The following is a 15,515-nucleotide window of genomic DNA, read 5'->3' as shown; positions in this document are numbered from 1 at the left end:
CTACGGAGCAAATGCTTGTAGAGGAAGAGACAACGGTATTGAATTAACTTCATTTTACTTCGCCGGTTTAGCTCAATTGGTAGAGCAACTGACTTGTAATCAGTAGGTTGGGGGTTCAAGTCCTCTAGCCGGCACCATTGTGAGCCATTAGCTCAGTCGGTAGAGCATCTGACTTTTAATCAGAGGGTCGAAGGTTCGAGTCCTTCATGGCTCACCATTTTAAATAAATACATGCGGGTGTGGCGGAATTGGCAGACGCGCTAGACTTAGGATCTAGTGTCTTTGACGTGGGGGTTCGAGTCCCTTCACCCGCACCATTTGCGATGCGGAAGTAGTTCAGTGGTAGAATACAACCTTGCCAAGGTTGGGGTCGCGGGTTCGAATCCCGTCTTCCGCTCTCATTTTTGTCTTGATTTGATTATACTGCCGGGGTGGTGGAATTGGCAGACACACAGGACTTAAAATCCTGCGGTAGGTGACTATCGTGCCGGTTCAAGTCCGGCCCTCGGCACTTGGAAGTGCGCCCTTAGCTCAGCTGGATAGAGTGTTTGACTACGAATCAAAAGGTCGGGAGTTCGAATCTCTCAGGGCGCGCCATAACGGGAAGTGGCTCAGCTTGGTAGAGCACCTGGTTTGGGACCAGGGGGTCGCAGGTTCAAATCCTGTCTTCCCGACCATTTTACTACTTTGGGGCCTTAGCTCAGCTGGGAGAGCGCCTGCTTTGCACGCAGGAGGTCAGCGGTTCGATCCCGCTAGGCTCCATTTAAATAACATTTGGCGGTGTAGCTCAGCTGGCTAGAGCGTACGGTTCATACCCGTGAGGTCGGGGGTTCGATTCCCTCCGCCGCTACCAATATTTTCATGGCGGTCGTGGCGAAGTGGTTAACGCACCGGATTGTGGTTCCGGCATACGTGGGTTCGATTCCCATCGGCCGCCCCATCAAATGCTGCGGACCCTTAGCTCAGTTGGTCAGAGCGGTCGGCTCATAACCGATTGGTCGTAGGTTCGAGTCCTACAGGGTCCATTGAAAGAGAAGGGAAAGCCTTCATCTGAAAAGTTTTCATATCATCGCGGGGTGGAGCAACGAACGTTACTTCATGAATACGCTATGAGTTGTCCCGACGCAGCAAACAACGGAGCAATGCTAGTAGAGGAAGGGACAGCCAACAGTAATAACGTCATCCATAAACTTTCATATCATCGCGGGGTGGAGCAGTCTGGTAGCTCGTCGGGCTCATAACCCGAAGGTCGCAGGTTCAAATCCTGTCCCCGCAACCAAAAAAAATTTTTACATAATGGATCCGTGGTGTAGTGGTTAACATGCCTGCCTGTCACGCAGGAGATCGCCGGTTCGATCCCGGTCGGGTCCGCCATTTACAAACATTTAAAGTTTTCTACTTTAAATGTATTTTGGTTCGATAGCTCAGTCACGAGCGTTACAACGTGATTAAGCGACGAGTTGTCTTGACGGATACTCTTCTTTGAATTTCTTGTAGAGGAAGAGACAGGTTCCGACGGACAGTTATTCATCTTGGCTCGATAGCTCAGTCGGTAGAGCAGAGGACTGAAAATCCTCGTGTCGGCGGTTCGATTCCGTCTCGAGCCACCATGATTTTCATAAGGGATTGCTTCTTCGCATTGGTCTCCCTGAACATTGGGCTATAGCCAAGCGGTAAGGCAACGGACTTTGACTCCGTCATGCGCTGGTTCGAATCCAGCTAGCCCAGCCATACATAAAAATTATGGAGAGCTAAACGAAAGTGTCACCTGGCGGCATAGCCAAGTGGTAAGGCACGGGTCTGCAAAACCCTTATCCCCCGGTTCGAATCCGGGTGTCGCCTCCATATTTATGATATGCGGGTGTAGTTTAATGGTAAAACAAGAGCCTTCCAAGCTCTGGTCGTGAGTTCGATTCTCATCACCCGCTCCATTTATTGTGAACAATACTATGATGGATGGTATCTATAGGAGAACGCACTATTGTACTTGAAAGTGCTCCAATTATGGGCCTGTAGCTCAGCTGGTTAGAGCGCACGCCTGATAAGCGTGAGGTCGATGGTTCAAGTCCATTCAGGCCCACCATCATTCCACAGTAGCTCAGTGGTAGAGCTATCGGCTGTTAACCGATCGGTCGCAGGTTCGAGTCCTGCCTGTGGAGCCATTTTCATCTGGCCCGTTGGTCAAGCGGTTAAGACACCGCCCTTTCACGGCGGTAACACGGGTTCGAATCCCGTACGGGTCATTATTTAAACAGGTCTTCAAATGAAGGCCTGTTTTTTTATATACGAAAAGGTTTTTCAGCTTTTTTTGTTGAATAATATGAATATCAACGACAAATTCTATTAGGAGCTACATTCATGATCAAATTATTTCACTTCCCTCAGAAAGAGTGTCCTTCTTATCTGAGAGTACAGATTATTTCTTTAATGAAACAGGAATGGCCGCAAGCATTTGAGGGTGAAGAAGATCTCAATTGGCCCGATAGCCCTGATACCAACCCCACTTCATTCCTGCTTGTTGACAACGAAAAAGTGATTAGCCATGTGGCCGTTCCATTCAAGTTAATTGAACATAAAGGTCAAATGTATAAGGCGTATGGACTAAGTGAAGTGATGACGGATCCTTCTTACCGCAATCGGGGGTTCGGGTTAAGGCTTATAAAAGAGGCACGATTATTTATTGAAAAAAATCATCCTGATATCAGCATTTTTACGTGCAAGCCTTCTCTAGTTCCATTTTATATACAGGGCGGCTGGGAACATGCAAATCATACATGCCTTGTTGGCGGCACTCGCAACCAACCGTTCCGTAGTGACGAGTTAGGGCTGGCAACGATGATTCGTTTTATCTCGGATAAAGCGCAAAAAAACCGTTTAACCTTTGAAGGGACTGACGTTTACTTAGAATTGGGTGAACGAAAGCTCTGGTAAGATCACCGCTTTAACCTTTTATATTTATACATTTATAGTTAGCTTTACATTCAACATTTGAGACAGTGTTGAGTGTAAAATATTAGCCCAATGCTTTATTCACCGCTTCAACCGCATGGATGAGAGCCGTATCAAACAGCGGCACTTCTGAATCCTCTGGCTTCACCAATAATCCGATTTCTGTGCATCCTAAAATAATTCCTTCGGCGCCGTTATCGACTAAATGTTGGATAACTTTTTGATATTGCTTCTTTGATGATTCTTTTATTGTTCCTACACATAATTCCTCATAAATGACTTGGTTGATCATTTCCCGATCGAATTCTCCTGGCACTAAAACTTGAATGCCGTTACTTTTAAGCCGGGATTTATAAAAGTCTTGTTCCATTGTATATTTGGTGCCAAGCAACCCGACTGTGCGAATGCTTTTCTTTCTAATTTGTTTAACGGTTGCATCGGCGATGTGCAAAATCGGGATGCTGATTTTCTCTTGAATGACTTCAGCAACCTTATGCATCGTATTGGTGCATATAACAATAAAGTCAGCACCGCCTTTTTCTAATCTTTGTGCGACATCTCCTAATATCAAACCAGCTTTTTGCCAATTTCCTTCTGATTGGCATCGTTCAATTTCTTCAAAGTCCACGCTATAGAGAAGACATTTTGCCGAATGCAAGCCCCCTAATCGATGTTTCACTTCTTCATTGATCATACGATAATATTCCACTGTTGACTCCCAGCTCATTCCGCCAATTAAACCGATTGTTTTCATGCTACTCCTCCTTTATTGTTTTGTATTCTCTTTAGACCTTTATTATTTTATCGCAAAATTAAAAACATTTCTGTATTGTAGCTTAATTGAGAAATTTTGAATAGATTCATAGTTTTTGTAAATACTAGAATTAAGATTGAAATGAAGGAGATGGCGGCATGACTCTTCATGAATATGTTGTAGAACGGATTTTCATGGCTTTTGAAGAAAAGGACCTTCTTCTTATTGATGAAGATTTAATGAAAATCACGAAATATATAGCGGATGATTTTGTAGATAAGGGGCTTGATTTTACCCTCATATCTGAACTTGCAATAGACATCATGCCCGGAATCGTTCATGTCGAGGCTGGCACGTACGATTGGCAGTTTGATTTCAATGGAACTTATTTAGGAAGCGGTTTATTCGCGAATACCTCGGTTGAATTTATAACGGCAGGATAAAAGGAAGGGGGTTAATTGCAAATGGCAACAAGGATTTCGTTTCCCATACCAGTGATTGCTAAATTATTTTAATTTAAACCGTTATAATTGGTAAGCTAATTATTAGCCATGTTTCAGCGGCGAATCGGTTTAGAGCAGGGGATAATGCCCTTTCAGCTAAGAAAGTTTTTATTTTCAAGAATCCATTTTCGCCTGTAAAAAAAATTAGAAGCAAAAAACAGGATCAAACTTCTCTAGTGTGGTAGTGTGATGCTATTTTCATGGCATTTGGACAATCAACAGTGGATTTCCGACAATAATTCGTTTCCATCGGACAATAAATGGCCTCAGTCGGACAATAAAATAAGTATTTTTTTCACTTATTGTCCAAACGTAAGATGTTATTGTCTAAACCGGATGATTTATTGTCTAAATAAGAGCACTTATTGTCCGAGAACGAAATTATTTTAAATCATGTAACGATTCGTGACCGTTTTTCCTCATTTCACAGATCTAACGAGGTGTTCTTAAAATAATGAATGTTCGCCAGTCCTGAAATTCAAACTATTTTAAGGACATACCCCTTAATCAAATGTTCGTTTAATACATATGTTTGTTTTTTTGATTTGTTATTTGGTATTGGTTCTATTTCATATTTGCCAAATAATTAGCTGCTACCTTATTTAAAAAATAAGTGTAACCCACCTGCCATTGCTCAAACATATTTCTATGAAAGTCGTCAACAATGAAAAACTCTGTCTGATTTAGAAAATCTTGCGGTGTTGAGGGTTGCCCTTTTTTTTCTAAAATTGATAAATGTTTTTTTACACGTTCAAAGACTTTTGGATCATTTGCGGAGAACCCTTCTTGTAAGAACCGAATCATATCTTCATTAAATGACAGTGCTTCCATGGCTGAGTCGTTCATTGACTCTACATCGATTGTTTGATTTGACAAGCTAAAATCATATTCTTTTTTCAAATGTTCATTTTGGTCCTTTAAGGCTTCTTTCCATTCTTCTTCAGTCTCAAACCCTTTAAACATGGTTTCCATATCTAAATCGCTTCCTTCTTTGGCACTTTTGATGGAGGAATTAATCGTATTGATCAGTCCTTTAAATCGATTGATTTTTTGTTCCAGTAATTTCCTTTGTTGTATCAATGTATTCTCCCTGTCAATTTCCCCATCTAATAATTGCTTAATTTCCTTAAGAGAAAAATCCATTTCTTTGTAAAATAGAATTTGTTGTAATCGTTCTAAATCTTTTTTGCTGTATAAACGATAGCCGGCTTCTGTCGTTTGTTCTGGAATCAAAAGACCTATTTTGTGATAATGATGTAACGTCTTTACTGTGGTATGAGCTAGTTTTGCAACTTCATGAACGGTGTACATTACTTCTCCTCCTTTCATTGCTTTTTATACTAAAGTATCCTCTAAGGAAAGAGTCAACACATTTATTTAAAAAAGGAGTTGAATTGACATACAATTATCCGATTTATAGAGCTATGAACATTAATCTAATTATTAGGAGCTTGAATCTATCATCCGAATACCCTGGGACATCGATATTTTTTACCAGGAAAAATGAAGGAAATCCTCGATCTCCAATCGGTTGAAGTGATCAAAGTCAATTCAATTGAAAAGAAAGACGAAGAAGAGAGCCCAACATATGCTGTTGGACTCTCTTCTTCTAGGTAGTTGCCAAAGCGGTGTTTCGTTCGCTATTTATCAGCCAATTTTTGACGAATATCGGCCACTTTTAGTAATTTATCAGCCGATAACCGAAAAATTTCCAAAATACAGCAATTCACCGATTCCGGTCATTTCTCAATGGAGTAAGCCCCAATGTTGGAAGAGATTTTATTTGCTGTAAGTTTCGTCTGCTCGACGATAAAATCTCTGCGGGCTAGCATTCTTTCTTTCGGCCCTGCGACGCTTATGGCTGCTGCGACTTTATGGCTGGCGTCAAAAACAGGGCAGGCAATGCAGTATAAGCCTTCTTCTCCTTCTTCGTCATCAATGGAATAGCCGCTTTTAGCAAAAAAGTCCAGCTGTTCTTCAAGTTGTTTCCGATTGGTGATCGTTTTGGCCGTAAAAGGCGTCAATGTAATTTGTTCAAGAATTTGCTCCCGTTCTTCTTTCGGCATAAACGCCAAAAATGCTTTTCCTAAGCCGGTTGAATAAAGGGGCTTTCGCAGCCCGATTTGAGCGCTAGTCTGAATGGAGCGGTTGCTCGGGATTTTAGAAACGTAAATAATTTCAGTTTCTGAAAGGATCGCAAGAAATACCGTTTCCTCCGTTTTTTTCATCAGCTCCATTAAAAACGGCTGGCTTTCAGAATGCAAGTCAATCGATTCCAGCGTCCGCATTCCGATTTCAATCAGTTTCGGCCCTAATTTATACCGTTTGAATGGATCTTGTTTGACATACGATTTATTATACATCGATTGCATTAAATTAAACGTGCTGCTTTGCGGAAAAGAAAGGGATTCGCTTATTTCTTTCACCGTCAAACCTTCAGGGTGATTGGCTAAAAGTTCGAGGATTTCCATTACCCTTATTGCTGACTTTACCGACATGGTTTGATCACCTATTCGCGCATTATTTTTCAATTATAAGTGTAATCGAATAGCAAAACTTTGTAAAATGCGATATAGCGGGATGATGAAACGATTACTCTTCTATTCTTTCTACTTTTCCGACTAAAAAGATATAAGAAAGTGCCCCTAATAGCGCTAAAACAGCAATGAATGCTAAAGCCGGGGCAAAGTTGCCGCCTTTTGCGAGGTAGCCGATCACGAGAGGAACAATGATAGACGCCAGGTTTCCAATGAAGTTAAAGGCACCTCCTGTAAGACCAACGAGCCGGGCGGGAGCAAGGGCGGAAACCAATGACCACGTAATCGAGGCCAGCCCATTTCCGAAGAAAGCGATCGTCATAAACAAAATAATGAGTGCCGTACTATTCACATAATTTGCCCCGATAATGGCTACAGAAAGAAGCAAGCCGCATATGATCGGGGTTTTACGCGCAACCCCCATGGATGCACCTTTCTTCACTAAGAAATCCGAAAAAAATCCGGAAATTAAAACACCGCAAAACGCTGCAAGGAACGGAAGGGAGGCGAGAAATCCGGACTTGATGAAATCAAGATGCCGATATTGGACTAAATAGGTCGGGAACCATGTTAAAAAGAACCATAACGTAGAGTTCACGGCAAATTGCCCTAAATAAATGCCCCACAGCTTTCGGTAACTGAATACCTTGCCGAAATCACCCCAGCGGAATGGTTTCTTTTCGGCCTGTTTTGAATCGGTACCTTCAATCAGTCCGCCGCCTTCTTTAATCAACTTGAGCTCTTCTTGATTCGCTTTTTTGCTTTTTAACGGATCGCGATAAACAAAATACCAGATGCCGGCCCAGACCATGCCGATCATTCCGGTAATGATAAACAGGCCTCTCCATCCGAACGCATCTTGAATCATCGTTAGGAGAGGAGTTAAAAATGCTAATCCGACAAACTGGCCGGACGTATACATGGCGATTGCCGAAGCTCGTTCACGTTCTGGAAACCAGCTTGTAACGACCCGGTTGTTTATAGGAAAAGCCGGCGCTTCAAATATCCCCACTCCTAAACGTAAACTGAATAGTGCTCCGAATCCTCTAACCACTCCTTGAAGAAGTGTAGCAAGCGACCATGTAAATAGGCTTACCGCGTACATGACCCGCGTTCCCAATCGGTCGATAAGCCATCCGCCAGGCAATTGCAGGGCTGCATAAGCCCAGCCAAAAGCGGAAAAAATCAACCCGAGCTGAACGGAAGTTAATTTTAAATCATCACTAATCGCAGAAGCCGCAACAGAGATATTGCTTCGATCCATATAATTAATTACAACGCTTACAAAAATGAGTGCTAAAACGCCATAACGGACACGAGTTGGCTTTCGTTTTTGTTGCCCTGTTGGTTGATTTTGACTCAATGGTTGATTCATAGTAATCTCCTTTCTTTGTAGAGGGAAGGAAAAGTTTCCTTCCCGGGCTATGAAGGTTAAATCAATGCATTGTTACCATTCAGCGATGCTTCCGTCGTTATGCCGCCAAACGGGATTGCGCCAGCGATGGCCGACTTCTGCCATTCTCTTTACATGATCTTCGTTGATTTCAATTCCGAGCCCCGGTTTTTGCGGGATTTGCACATAGCCGTCTTTGTATTCAAAAACAGAAGGATCGGCTAAATAATCAAGCAAATCACTGCCTTTATTGTAGTGAATGCCAAGGCTCTGTTCTTGAATAAAAGCGTTATGGCTGGTGGCATCAACGTGCAGGCAGGCGGCAAGAGCGATCGGGCCGAGCGGGCAATGAGGCGCCAATGCGACATCATACGCTTCCGCCATCGAGGCGATTTTTTTGCATTCCGTGATGCCCCCCGCATGGGAAAGATCCGGCTGGATAATATCAACATGGCCATCTGACAGCACGTGTTTAAAATCCCAGCGTGAAAACATTCTTTCACCTGTTGCAATCGGAATCGTTGTATGTTGGGCGATTTCTTTCAATGCCTCGTTATTTTCAGAGAGCACCGGCTCCTCAATGAACATCGGACGGTATGGCTCCAGCTCTTTGGCGAGGACTTTTGCCATCGGTTTATGGACGCGGCCATGAAAATCAATCCCGATTCCGACATATTTTCCGACAGCTTCGCGAACCGCGGCTACCCGTTCAACAGCCTGGTCGATTTTTTCATGGGAATCAATGTATTGCAGTTCTTCCGTGCCGTTCATTTTCACGGCTGTGAATCCAAGTTCCACGACCTCTTTTGCCGCCTTGCCTACGTCATGCGGGCGATCGCCTCCAATCCATGAATAGACGCGGATCGAATCGCGGCAGGCACCGCCAAGCAGCTGATAAACGGGGGCGTTGAAATATTTTCCTTTAATATCCCATAACGCCTGGTCAATTCCGCTAATGGCGCTCATCAAAATCGGGCCGCCGCGATAGAAGCCTGAGCGGTAAAGCATGTTCCAATGATCTTCAATGCGGAGCGGATCCTTTCCGATTAGATAATCCATCAACTCTTCCACACATGTCCTGACAGTGTCCGCTCTTCCTTCAATAACGGGTTCTCCCCATCCGCTAATTCCTTCGTCTGTTTCGATTTTTAAAAAAAGCCATCGCGGGGGGACTTGATACAGTTCGAAATGAGTAATTTTCATTATGGTTCCTCCTCGTACTTTTAAAATTAAGATAGCGACTTGCTCACTTCGGCAACAAAAGCTGCCGCTTTCTCCGTCAAATCGTTTAAATATGATTCCGTCACTTGATGTTTGGCGTTGACTAAAGAGCTTCCGAGCCCTGCGGCTACTGCGCCCGCTCTGAAATAGCCGCCGATATTCGTTAAATCGACACCGCCGGTCGGCATGAGCGGGATATGGGGAAGCGGGCCGTGAATATCTTTAATATAGGAAACGCCAACCGCATTTGCGGGAAACACTTTAATGATGTCCGCGCCATGTTCGTAGGCCGTTAAAATTTCCGTCGGCGTCAATGCGCCAGGAATGCTGACGGCGCCATAGCGTTTCGTCATTTCGATCGTTTGCCTGTTCACTGTAGGCGATAGGATAAATTTCGCTCCGGATAATAGCGCTGCCCGGGCTGATTCGGCATCAAGGACGGTCCCGGCACCAACTAACACTTCATCACCAAATTCATCTGCAACTTTTTCGATCGTTGACAATGCTTTTGGTGAATTCAATGTAATTTCTAAAATCGAAACCCCGCCGTCTTTTAAAGCGCGGCTAATGGCTAGTACATCCTCTGGATTGGCCCCTCGAATAATCGCGATAATTTTATGTTCTAAAATGTGCGCGAGCGCTTTCATTTTATCTAGCTCCTTTCAAGTTTATCTTTGCACGTCATCTTCATCCCGTTTATTTATAAACTGTTCTAACAGCCTTCGGTCAGGCAACCCTTCGACATCACCATGGACAGAAGTGACCATCGCCCCGATAGCGCAGCCCCTTTTTACAGCTTCTGAAAGACTTAAACCGTCGAGAAGGCCGGAGATAAAGCCTCCCGCAAATCCATCGCCAGCGCCGACAGGGTCGATGACTTGTTTGACAGGGAATCCGGGGATGAATCCGCTTTCTTCGGAGGCTGCAAAATAGGCGCCTTTTTCGCCTAGCTTAATTACCACAATGGACGCGCCTATCTTAAGAAAAGAATCAGCAATCTCTTTTGTCTCTTTTTTTCCGAAAAGAAACTGTCCTTCGCTAATGCCAGGCAGCACGATATCGGCCATTGAAGCGATTTCTACTAACACTTTGCGCGCTTTCTCTTCGCTCCACAGTTTTTTCCGCAAGTTCGGATCAAAAATGATTTTGACCCCGTGTTTTTTTGCCAATTCAATCGACTTATGTACCGTTTGATAACAGGACTCGCTCAAGGCAGGTGTAATTCCTGTTAAATGCAAATAGGCCGCTTTTGCAAAATAGTCCTCATTTAAATCTTCTGGCGTGAACGTGCTTGCCGCAGAATATTTTCGATAGTAGTGAACCCGCACATCATCAGGATGTAAGAGCTCCTTAAAATAAAGGCCGGTTGGATTTTCCGGGTCCGTTACCACCTGACTTACATCAACGCCCTCGCCGCGAATAAATGACAGCAGGCCTTTGCCGAATTCATCGTCGCCAATTTTGCTGATCCAGCCAACGTGATGTCCTAAACGGGAAAGAGCGATCGCAACATTCGATTCAGCTCCCGCGTATTTTGCGGAAAAGTTGCGGGCATATCTCAATAGGCCGTTGGTGGCAGGCGTAAAGGCGACCATTGTTTCTCCAAGAGTAATTACATCCACTTTTAGATCCTCCAATTTCAATGGTTGAAAATCACATATGTGAATTCAATATCTATATGTGAATTATGCTTTCATCTTATCATAGAATAAAAAATGGTACAATATTTTTAAAAATCTGCACAAGTTGAACATTAAAAAGAAAAACATGCCCCGTGGGAGGCATGTTTTAATTTAATTATTTTTACTCGTAATGACCTGAGACAGGAGCCAGGCCATCCAACACAGTTATAAAATTTCGACTATTTTTTCTAGATCGATGATCACTCATTTTATTTCATTGAGCTTTGCAAGCACTACGATTATTTTTTTTCGCAATATACTAAATAAATAGCCGGCAACTCCTCCTAAAATCGAAGGAAGCAGCCACCCTAACCCTACGTTATACAGGGGAAGAAACTGAGTGAAAAAATGATGAATGACTTCAATTTTTATTCCAGCTGCATTCAAGCCATCAAATAGGCTAACGATAAATGTCAATGTCAAACTGCCTTGATACACTTCCGCTTTCCCTTTAAATACGGAATGTAAAAATGTCAAAAATAATAAAGAAATAGCAATAGGATACAAAGTCATTAATACAGGCATTGAAACCTTAATTAGCTGTGTTAACCCTATATTTGCTACAAGTGTGCTAAACATAGATAAAATGATAGCAATTTTTTTATAAGAGACGTTTGGAAACAATCCATGAAAAAATGAAGAGCAAGCAGTGATAAGCCCTACACTCGTTGTCAAACATGCTACCGTAATCATTAAGCCCAATAAAATGGAGCCGTAAGATCCGAAGTAGTAGGATGAAACCCTGGCTAAAACCTCAGCCCCATTTTCTAAAAGACCTAGCTTTTCAACGCTAGAAGCGCCCATATAGGAAAGGGACGTGTAGATAAGAGCCAGGAGTGCAGCAGCAATAGCCATTGCTTTGGCACAAATAATCAACAGCTGTTTTTTATTAGAAACGCCTTTTTCTTTAATTGCATTTACAATAATGATTCCAAAAACAAAAGCGACAAGTGCATCAAGCGTTAAATATCCTTCTTGAAAGCCTTTAAAAAATGCATGTGATGTATAATCTTCAGAAGGCGCTTGAAATTTTCCAATTGGATGAACGAGAGCTACAACGACGAGCAATCCGATAAATGACAATTTAATAGGAGTTAGAAATTTTCCAACTACATCGATAATTTTTGTAGGATTAAGTGACAACAAGCAAGCAACCGTGAAAAATAAGATGGTAAATAAGATTAATGCAACAGGGCTTGCATGATTGGATAAAAAAGGTTTAACTCCGATTTCAAACGATACATTTCCGGATCTCGGAATAGCGAAACAAGGGCCGATTGCCAGATAGAGAACAGTCGTAAATACGATGCCAAACAACGGATGCACCCGACTGGCTAAAGATTGCAAATTATTTTTACCTGAGAAAACAAATGCAGTAATTGCTAACAATGGCAGACCCACTCCGGTAACTAAGAAACCCGCATTGGCTATCCATACATTCTTTCCAGCCATTTGGCCAAGCATAGGGGGAAAAATTAAATTTCCCGCTCCGAAAAACAATGCAAATAACATTAATCCTAAAATTAGGATAAAAGAAGAAGAAACTTTTTTTGACATCATCAATCCTCCAATAACTGCAAGGGATAAGCTTTTAGTATGTTCAGCTATTGCTTGCGATATTCTTAAACAGGTTCATCAAGTTCAATAAAATAACGATTTTTGTAATAAGACACCGCCTCATTCGAAGATAGAAGCTTGTACTAACACCATTTCTGCTATAGAGAGAAGTTGCTATTTTTAATCCCATACAAATGTAACACACCATATCCGCTGATAAAATCACAAATTTCATTGATCCTGATTTTTAGTCTTTTTTCAGCAAACCAATAACATTGTAGCAGAGGTGATTCAAAGATGGCAGAAAAAATTGATTTTGGAGAGTTGTTGAATGATAATACGCCGACTGGCATTCCCCACAAAAAGACCCCGAGGTTTTGCCATTGCCGGCAATACCTCAGGGCATTCTATCATAATGTGGTTTATTTCATTTCCAATCGCACCCGCTTTGCTTCATAATAAAGAACTTGAATGAATTTTTTTGTATTGATGCGGGTGAGGGAAGCGGACGAAGGCGAACCATTCTTTAACTCATTCATTTTTGCCCGGACCGTAGCGAAGTCAAAAAAGGTTGGGGCGTAATTCTCAAATTTCCAATTAGAAAAATCCTCAAGACCTAATGACGCCATATAGTTCAAAGACTGATAGATCGCCCGGCGGACGCGCTGTTCAGAAGCTTTGATCTCCTTTCTTATTTCTGTTTCCGTGGCAGTGGTGCCGAGCCGTTTTTCAGCTAAATGCACAAAAATCTCTTTAAGTGAAGGGAAGCCCTTTTGGAACCGCTCTTCTTGTTCGTATTGATATAAATAATCGACCATATCGAGCAAATCTTTGCTCCCGCTTTCCCCGGCCATTCCTAATTCTGACAATAGAAAATGAACGGATGGTCGTATCTGTTTGTCGGTAGACGAAGGCTTTATCCGATTGTCCGGACGTTCCAATTTCAGGACCGAGTTTAAGGATTTGTGAATGTCATGTAGCGACCGTTCCAGCCGAATCCGTTCGATCACTTTCCGGATGACGGTGCATACTTCGATTTTGTTGATTGGCTTTGTAATGTAGTATTCAGTGCCAAGAGAATAGGCTTCACTTATCAGCTCTTTTGACTCAACCTGGGAAATCATGATGATTTTCCCATTGAAATCCGGTGTGAGCGAGCGAATCGTTTCAATGCCGTCCCGATTCGGCATTAACAAGTCAATTAATAAAATGTCTACTTTTTTCAAGTTCAGTATTTGCCCATTAACCAATGAGCCGTCATCAGCTTCCCCGACCACTTCCCCGAGATCCTCGTCTTCAATGATCTCAGCGAGCATCGAGCGAACGGCGACATCATCATCTGTAATAAAAAAAAGCATCGAATCACCCTTTGTCCAATAAATGATCAACGTGCAATCGAATGACGAAAATCGTTCCTTTTCCGTCTGGGCCGTCTTGCAGGGCAATGTCGCCTCCAAGCTGCTCAACCATTTCTTTCACATAGGTTAGCCCAATGCCCGTTGATGAATTCCCATCCACGTCGTATTTTGTGGTGAATCCGGGCTTGAAAATGACATCTTGATGCTTTCGGGCAATTCCGGGGCCGTCATCTTCAATCCGAAATATAGCAAAATCACGGTCTCTTGACACGAAAATGGAAATCGTCCCTTCATTATGAATGGCTTCCACGGCATTCGCGACAATATTGTTGACGATCGATAGAGTGGTAAAAATATGATAATGGGGATGAGTGCCCTCGATGGAATGCCCAAATTGAATGTTTTTCCCCAATAAACGGGCATATTTTTCGTTGGAACGAACAATGATCTGAATGAGGTCATCCACATCCATATAATCAGTAAAGCTTTCATCCGAAATGAGCTTTGAAAGCCCCGCAAAAATGCGCTGGTTATCTTTTTTAATCTCATGGACTTCCCCTGCGATTTGCAGCGCCTTTCTTCTGAAGGTTTCAAGCTGGGAAGCATTTTGCTCATTTTTTAAACGGGTCAGACTTTTGTATAGATCGTATGATTTTTTCGTGATGTTCTCAGCGTTTTGCAGCGTTTTTTTCAAATGGACGGATTCCTCGTATAAATTGGAAATAAGCATCAGCATATGTTCATTTTGCTTTCGGATTTGCTTTTCCCTCGATTGCGTTTCATACAATTTCATCATCGTGAAAAAGCTCAGGACAATAAAGCTGTGGGAAATCGCGATAACCGCCATTTCTTTCAATGCGGCTAATGTAATTACCGTTTTCAATACAGCATACTGGCTCAATGACTCTACTAAATCTGCCGCTATTTCAATGGTGATGCCCATGATCCATACGATTAAAATCCGGTTGCTAAAGCGGTTCACTTTGGCCAAGTAAAATAAAACCGAATACGAAGAATAAAAGAAAAAACTAGAATAATGAACTTCAAGGGATGTTCCCCAATGAAAGTGATCCTGCATGGCCATGTCTTTGGCGATTCGAAAGGCGACCACAAGCAGGGCCGTCAAGATCCCTGGCAAAACAGAAGGCATTTTTCTAAACAATAACAAAAAGAAAAAAAAGACAGGCGCCCCAAAACTGATGCGGAACGATTGATTGATCGGATAAAAATTCAATTCACCCGATAGAGGCACGATGATAAGCATCAAAAGAAGAATGAAACCATCTTTTTTTATGCCATCAGGAAAGTATAACGGTTTATTTGAGACATGAGGGTTACTGATCCTCTGTCCGCGCCTTTTTAAAGCCCGCCACTCGGCGAGTTTTCTAAAAAGAAGACTGATGTTCAACAATTCCACTTCCTAACAGGGTTAAAAATCAGTATACAATTACATTGGCTTTCCCACAATATGTGCTTTACATATAGAAAACAACGCAACGTTCGATGTATTAAATAAGTTTTGCACCCTTTGTAGTTTTTTGTATGAATTTGTAGGTTTAGC

At 42.5% G+C, this 15,515-nt stretch carries 12 protein-coding genes, 20 tRNA genes and 1 other annotated feature (1 of these 33 cut by a window edge); of the genes, 22 read left to right on the top strand and 10 right to left on the bottom strand.

The features are described 5' to 3' along the window. Nucleotides 1-39: a sequence feature (16S ribosomal RNA rRNA prediction is too short), on the top strand; it begins 255 nt to the left of the window's first position. 22 nt (nt 40-61) lie between these two features. The 21 genes from H538_RS0109555 (at nt 62) to H538_RS0109455 (ending at nt 2,931) form a co-directional block, all read left to right on the top strand. Then, nucleotides 62-137 (top strand) — tRNA-Thr (locus H538_RS0109555). A 4-nt stretch (nt 138-141) separates the two neighbouring features. Beyond that, nucleotides 142-217 (top strand) — tRNA-Lys (locus tag H538_RS0109550). A gap of 16 nt (nt 218-233) precedes the next feature. Continuing rightward, a tRNA-Leu gene (locus H538_RS0109545) sits at nt 234-317 on the top strand. A gap of 8 nt (nt 318-325) precedes the next feature. Beyond that, nucleotides 326-397 (top strand) — tRNA-Gly (locus H538_RS0109540). Nucleotides 398-425: 28 nt separating this feature from the next. Beyond that, nucleotides 426-511: transfer RNA gene (locus H538_RS0109535), tRNA-Leu, on the top strand. Nucleotides 512-520: 9 nt separating this feature from the next. Then, nucleotides 521-597, top strand: a tRNA-Arg gene (locus H538_RS0109530). Between the two features lie 3 nt (nt 598-600). Beyond that, nucleotides 601-677 (top strand) — tRNA-Pro (locus H538_RS0109525). 12 nt (nt 678-689) lie between these two features. Further along, nucleotides 690-762: transfer RNA gene (locus H538_RS0109520), tRNA-Ala, on the top strand. Nucleotides 763-776: 14 nt separating this feature from the next. Further along, nucleotides 777-853, top strand: a tRNA-Met gene (locus tag H538_RS0109515). Between the two features lie 11 nt (nt 854-864). After that, nucleotides 865-940 (top strand) — tRNA-His (locus H538_RS0109510). A gap of 11 nt (nt 941-951) precedes the next feature. Continuing rightward, nucleotides 952-1,025 (top strand) — tRNA-Ile (locus H538_RS0109505). Between the two features lie 177 nt (nt 1,026-1,202). Beyond that, nucleotides 1,203-1,279 (top strand) — tRNA-Met (locus H538_RS0109500). 19 nt (nt 1,280-1,298) lie between these two features. Further along, nucleotides 1,299-1,374 (top strand) — tRNA-Asp (locus H538_RS0109495). 160 nt (nt 1,375-1,534) lie between these two features. Further along, nucleotides 1,535-1,610, top strand: a tRNA-Phe gene (locus H538_RS0109490). A gap of 46 nt (nt 1,611-1,656) precedes the next feature. Continuing rightward, a tRNA-Gln gene (locus tag H538_RS0109485) sits at nt 1,657-1,731 on the top strand. A 39-nt stretch (nt 1,732-1,770) separates the two neighbouring features. Next, a tRNA-Cys gene (locus tag H538_RS0109480) sits at nt 1,771-1,845 on the top strand. A gap of 12 nt (nt 1,846-1,857) precedes the next feature. After that, a tRNA-Gly gene (locus H538_RS0109475) sits at nt 1,858-1,931 on the top strand. A gap of 75 nt (nt 1,932-2,006) precedes the next feature. Then, nucleotides 2,007-2,083 (top strand) — tRNA-Ile (locus H538_RS0109470). Nucleotides 2,084-2,087: 4 nt separating this feature from the next. Then, a tRNA-Asn gene (locus H538_RS0109465) sits at nt 2,088-2,162 on the top strand. A gap of 9 nt (nt 2,163-2,171) precedes the next feature. After that, nucleotides 2,172-2,243: transfer RNA gene (locus H538_RS0109460), tRNA-Glu, on the top strand. 115 nt (nt 2,244-2,358) lie between these two features. Further along, a complete protein-coding gene (locus tag H538_RS0109455; RefSeq protein WP_026677410.1) occupies nt 2,359-2,931 on the top strand; it encodes a GNAT family N-acetyltransferase in 573 nt (190 codons plus the stop codon). Between the two features lie 82 nt (nt 2,932-3,013). Here H538_RS0109455 and H538_RS0109450 read toward each other — a convergent pair whose 3' ends face one another. Then, nucleotides 3,014-3,703: an aspartate/glutamate racemase family protein gene (locus tag H538_RS0109450; protein ID WP_026677409.1), complete on the bottom strand. Its 690-nt coding sequence runs from the start codon at nt 3,701-3,703 to the stop codon at nt 3,014-3,016. Nucleotides 3,704-3,861: 158 nt separating this feature from the next. Between H538_RS0109450 and H538_RS0109445 the strand changes: the two genes are divergently transcribed. Then, nucleotides 3,862-4,146, top strand: a complete 285-nt coding sequence (locus H538_RS0109445; protein ID WP_026677408.1) for a hypothetical protein — start codon at nt 3,862-3,864, stop codon at nt 4,144-4,146. A 624-nt stretch (nt 4,147-4,770) separates the two neighbouring features. Here the strand turns inward: H538_RS0109445 and H538_RS0109440 are convergent. From H538_RS0109440 to H538_RS0109400, 9 genes are all read right to left on the bottom strand, one after another. Further along, the gene (locus tag H538_RS0109440; protein WP_026677407.1) at nt 4,771-5,517 is read right to left on the bottom strand and encodes a MerR family transcriptional regulator; all 747 of its coding nucleotides are present in this window, start codon (nt 5,515-5,517) and stop codon (nt 4,771-4,773) included. Between the two features lie 428 nt (nt 5,518-5,945). After that, nucleotides 5,946-6,704, bottom strand: coding sequence for an IclR family transcriptional regulator (locus H538_RS0109435; protein ID WP_026677406.1), 759 nt, complete (start codon nt 6,702-6,704; stop codon nt 5,946-5,948). A gap of 94 nt (nt 6,705-6,798) precedes the next feature. Next, on the bottom strand, nt 6,799-8,118 hold the full coding sequence (locus H538_RS0109430; protein ID WP_035350495.1) for an MFS transporter: 1,320 nt from the start codon (nt 8,116-8,118) through the stop codon (nt 6,799-6,801). A gap of 72 nt (nt 8,119-8,190) precedes the next feature. Next, nucleotides 8,191-9,339, bottom strand: coding sequence for a galactonate dehydratase (dgoD, locus tag H538_RS0109425; protein ID WP_026677404.1), 1,149 nt, complete (start codon nt 9,337-9,339; stop codon nt 8,191-8,193). Between the two features lie 26 nt (nt 9,340-9,365). After that, nucleotides 9,366-10,004 (bottom strand): bifunctional 4-hydroxy-2-oxoglutarate aldolase/2-dehydro-3-deoxy-phosphogluconate aldolase, encoded by a 639-nt coding sequence (locus H538_RS0109420; protein ID WP_026677403.1) that lies wholly within the window; start codon nt 10,002-10,004, stop codon nt 9,366-9,368. A 21-nt stretch (nt 10,005-10,025) separates the two neighbouring features. After that, on the bottom strand, nt 10,026-10,979 hold the full coding sequence (locus tag H538_RS0109415; protein WP_026677402.1) for a sugar kinase: 954 nt from the start codon (nt 10,977-10,979) through the stop codon (nt 10,026-10,028). 264 nt (nt 10,980-11,243) lie between these two features. Beyond that, nucleotides 11,244-12,596, bottom strand: a complete 1,353-nt coding sequence (brnQ, locus tag H538_RS0109410; RefSeq protein WP_026677401.1) for a branched-chain amino acid transport system II carrier protein — start codon at nt 12,594-12,596, stop codon at nt 11,244-11,246. A 422-nt stretch (nt 12,597-13,018) separates the two neighbouring features. Continuing rightward, complete coding sequence (locus tag H538_RS0109405; RefSeq protein ID WP_026677400.1) at nt 13,019-13,954, bottom strand: response regulator; 936 nt, start codon at nt 13,952-13,954, stop codon at nt 13,019-13,021. Nucleotides 13,955-13,958: 4 nt separating this feature from the next. Then, nucleotides 13,959-15,218 (bottom strand): sensor histidine kinase, encoded by a 1,260-nt coding sequence (locus H538_RS0109400; protein WP_051291419.1) that lies wholly within the window; start codon nt 15,216-15,218, stop codon nt 13,959-13,961. Nucleotides 15,219-15,515: the final 297 nt, after the last annotated feature.

It is taken from the genome of Fictibacillus gelatini DSM 15865 (genome assembly GCF_000430745.1).
GTDB classification, from domain to species: Bacteria; Bacillota; Bacilli; order Bacillales; family Fictibacillaceae; genus Fictibacillus_A; species Fictibacillus_A gelatini.
Note: the sequence above shows the minus strand (reverse complement) of the source record. Positions and strands in the feature narration are given on the sequence as shown.

Bases quoted from the DNA above. Each gene is read 5' to 3' on its own strand.
- H538_RS0109455 (WP_026677410.1), top strand. From the start codon at position 2,359: ATGATCAAATTATTTCACTTCCCTCAGAAAGAGTGTCCTTCTTATCTG.
- H538_RS0109450 (WP_026677409.1), bottom strand. From the start codon at position 3,703: ATGAAAACAATCGGTTTAATTGGCGGAATGAGCTGGGAGTCAACAGTG.
- H538_RS0109445 (WP_026677408.1), top strand. From the start codon at position 3,862: ATGACTCTTCATGAATATGTTGTAGAACGGATTTTCATGGCTTTTGAA.
- H538_RS0109440 (WP_026677407.1), bottom strand. From the start codon at position 5,517: ATGTACACCGTTCATGAAGTTGCAAAACTAGCTCATACCACAGTAAAG.
- H538_RS0109435 (WP_026677406.1), bottom strand. From the start codon at position 6,704: ATGTCGGTAAAGTCAGCAATAAGGGTAATGGAAATCCTCGAACTTTTA.
- H538_RS0109430 (WP_035350495.1), bottom strand. From the start codon at position 8,118: ATGAATCAACCATTGAGTCAAAATCAACCAACAGGGCAACAAAAACGA.
- dgoD (WP_026677404.1), bottom strand. From the start codon at position 9,339: ATGAAAATTACTCATTTCGAACTGTATCAAGTCCCCCCGCGATGGCTT.
- H538_RS0109420 (WP_026677403.1), bottom strand. From the start codon at position 10,004: ATGAAAGCGCTCGCGCACATTTTAGAACATAAAATTATCGCGATTATT.
- brnQ (WP_026677401.1), bottom strand. From the start codon at position 12,596: ATGTCAAAAAAAGTTTCTTCTTCTTTTATCCTAATTTTAGGATTAATG.
- H538_RS0109405 (WP_026677400.1), bottom strand. From the start codon at position 13,954: ATGCTTTTTTTTATTACAGATGATGATGTCGCCGTTCGCTCGATGCTC.
- H538_RS0109400 (WP_051291419.1), bottom strand. From the start codon at position 15,218: ATGCTTATCATCGTGCCTCTATCGGGTGAATTGAATTTTTATCCGATC.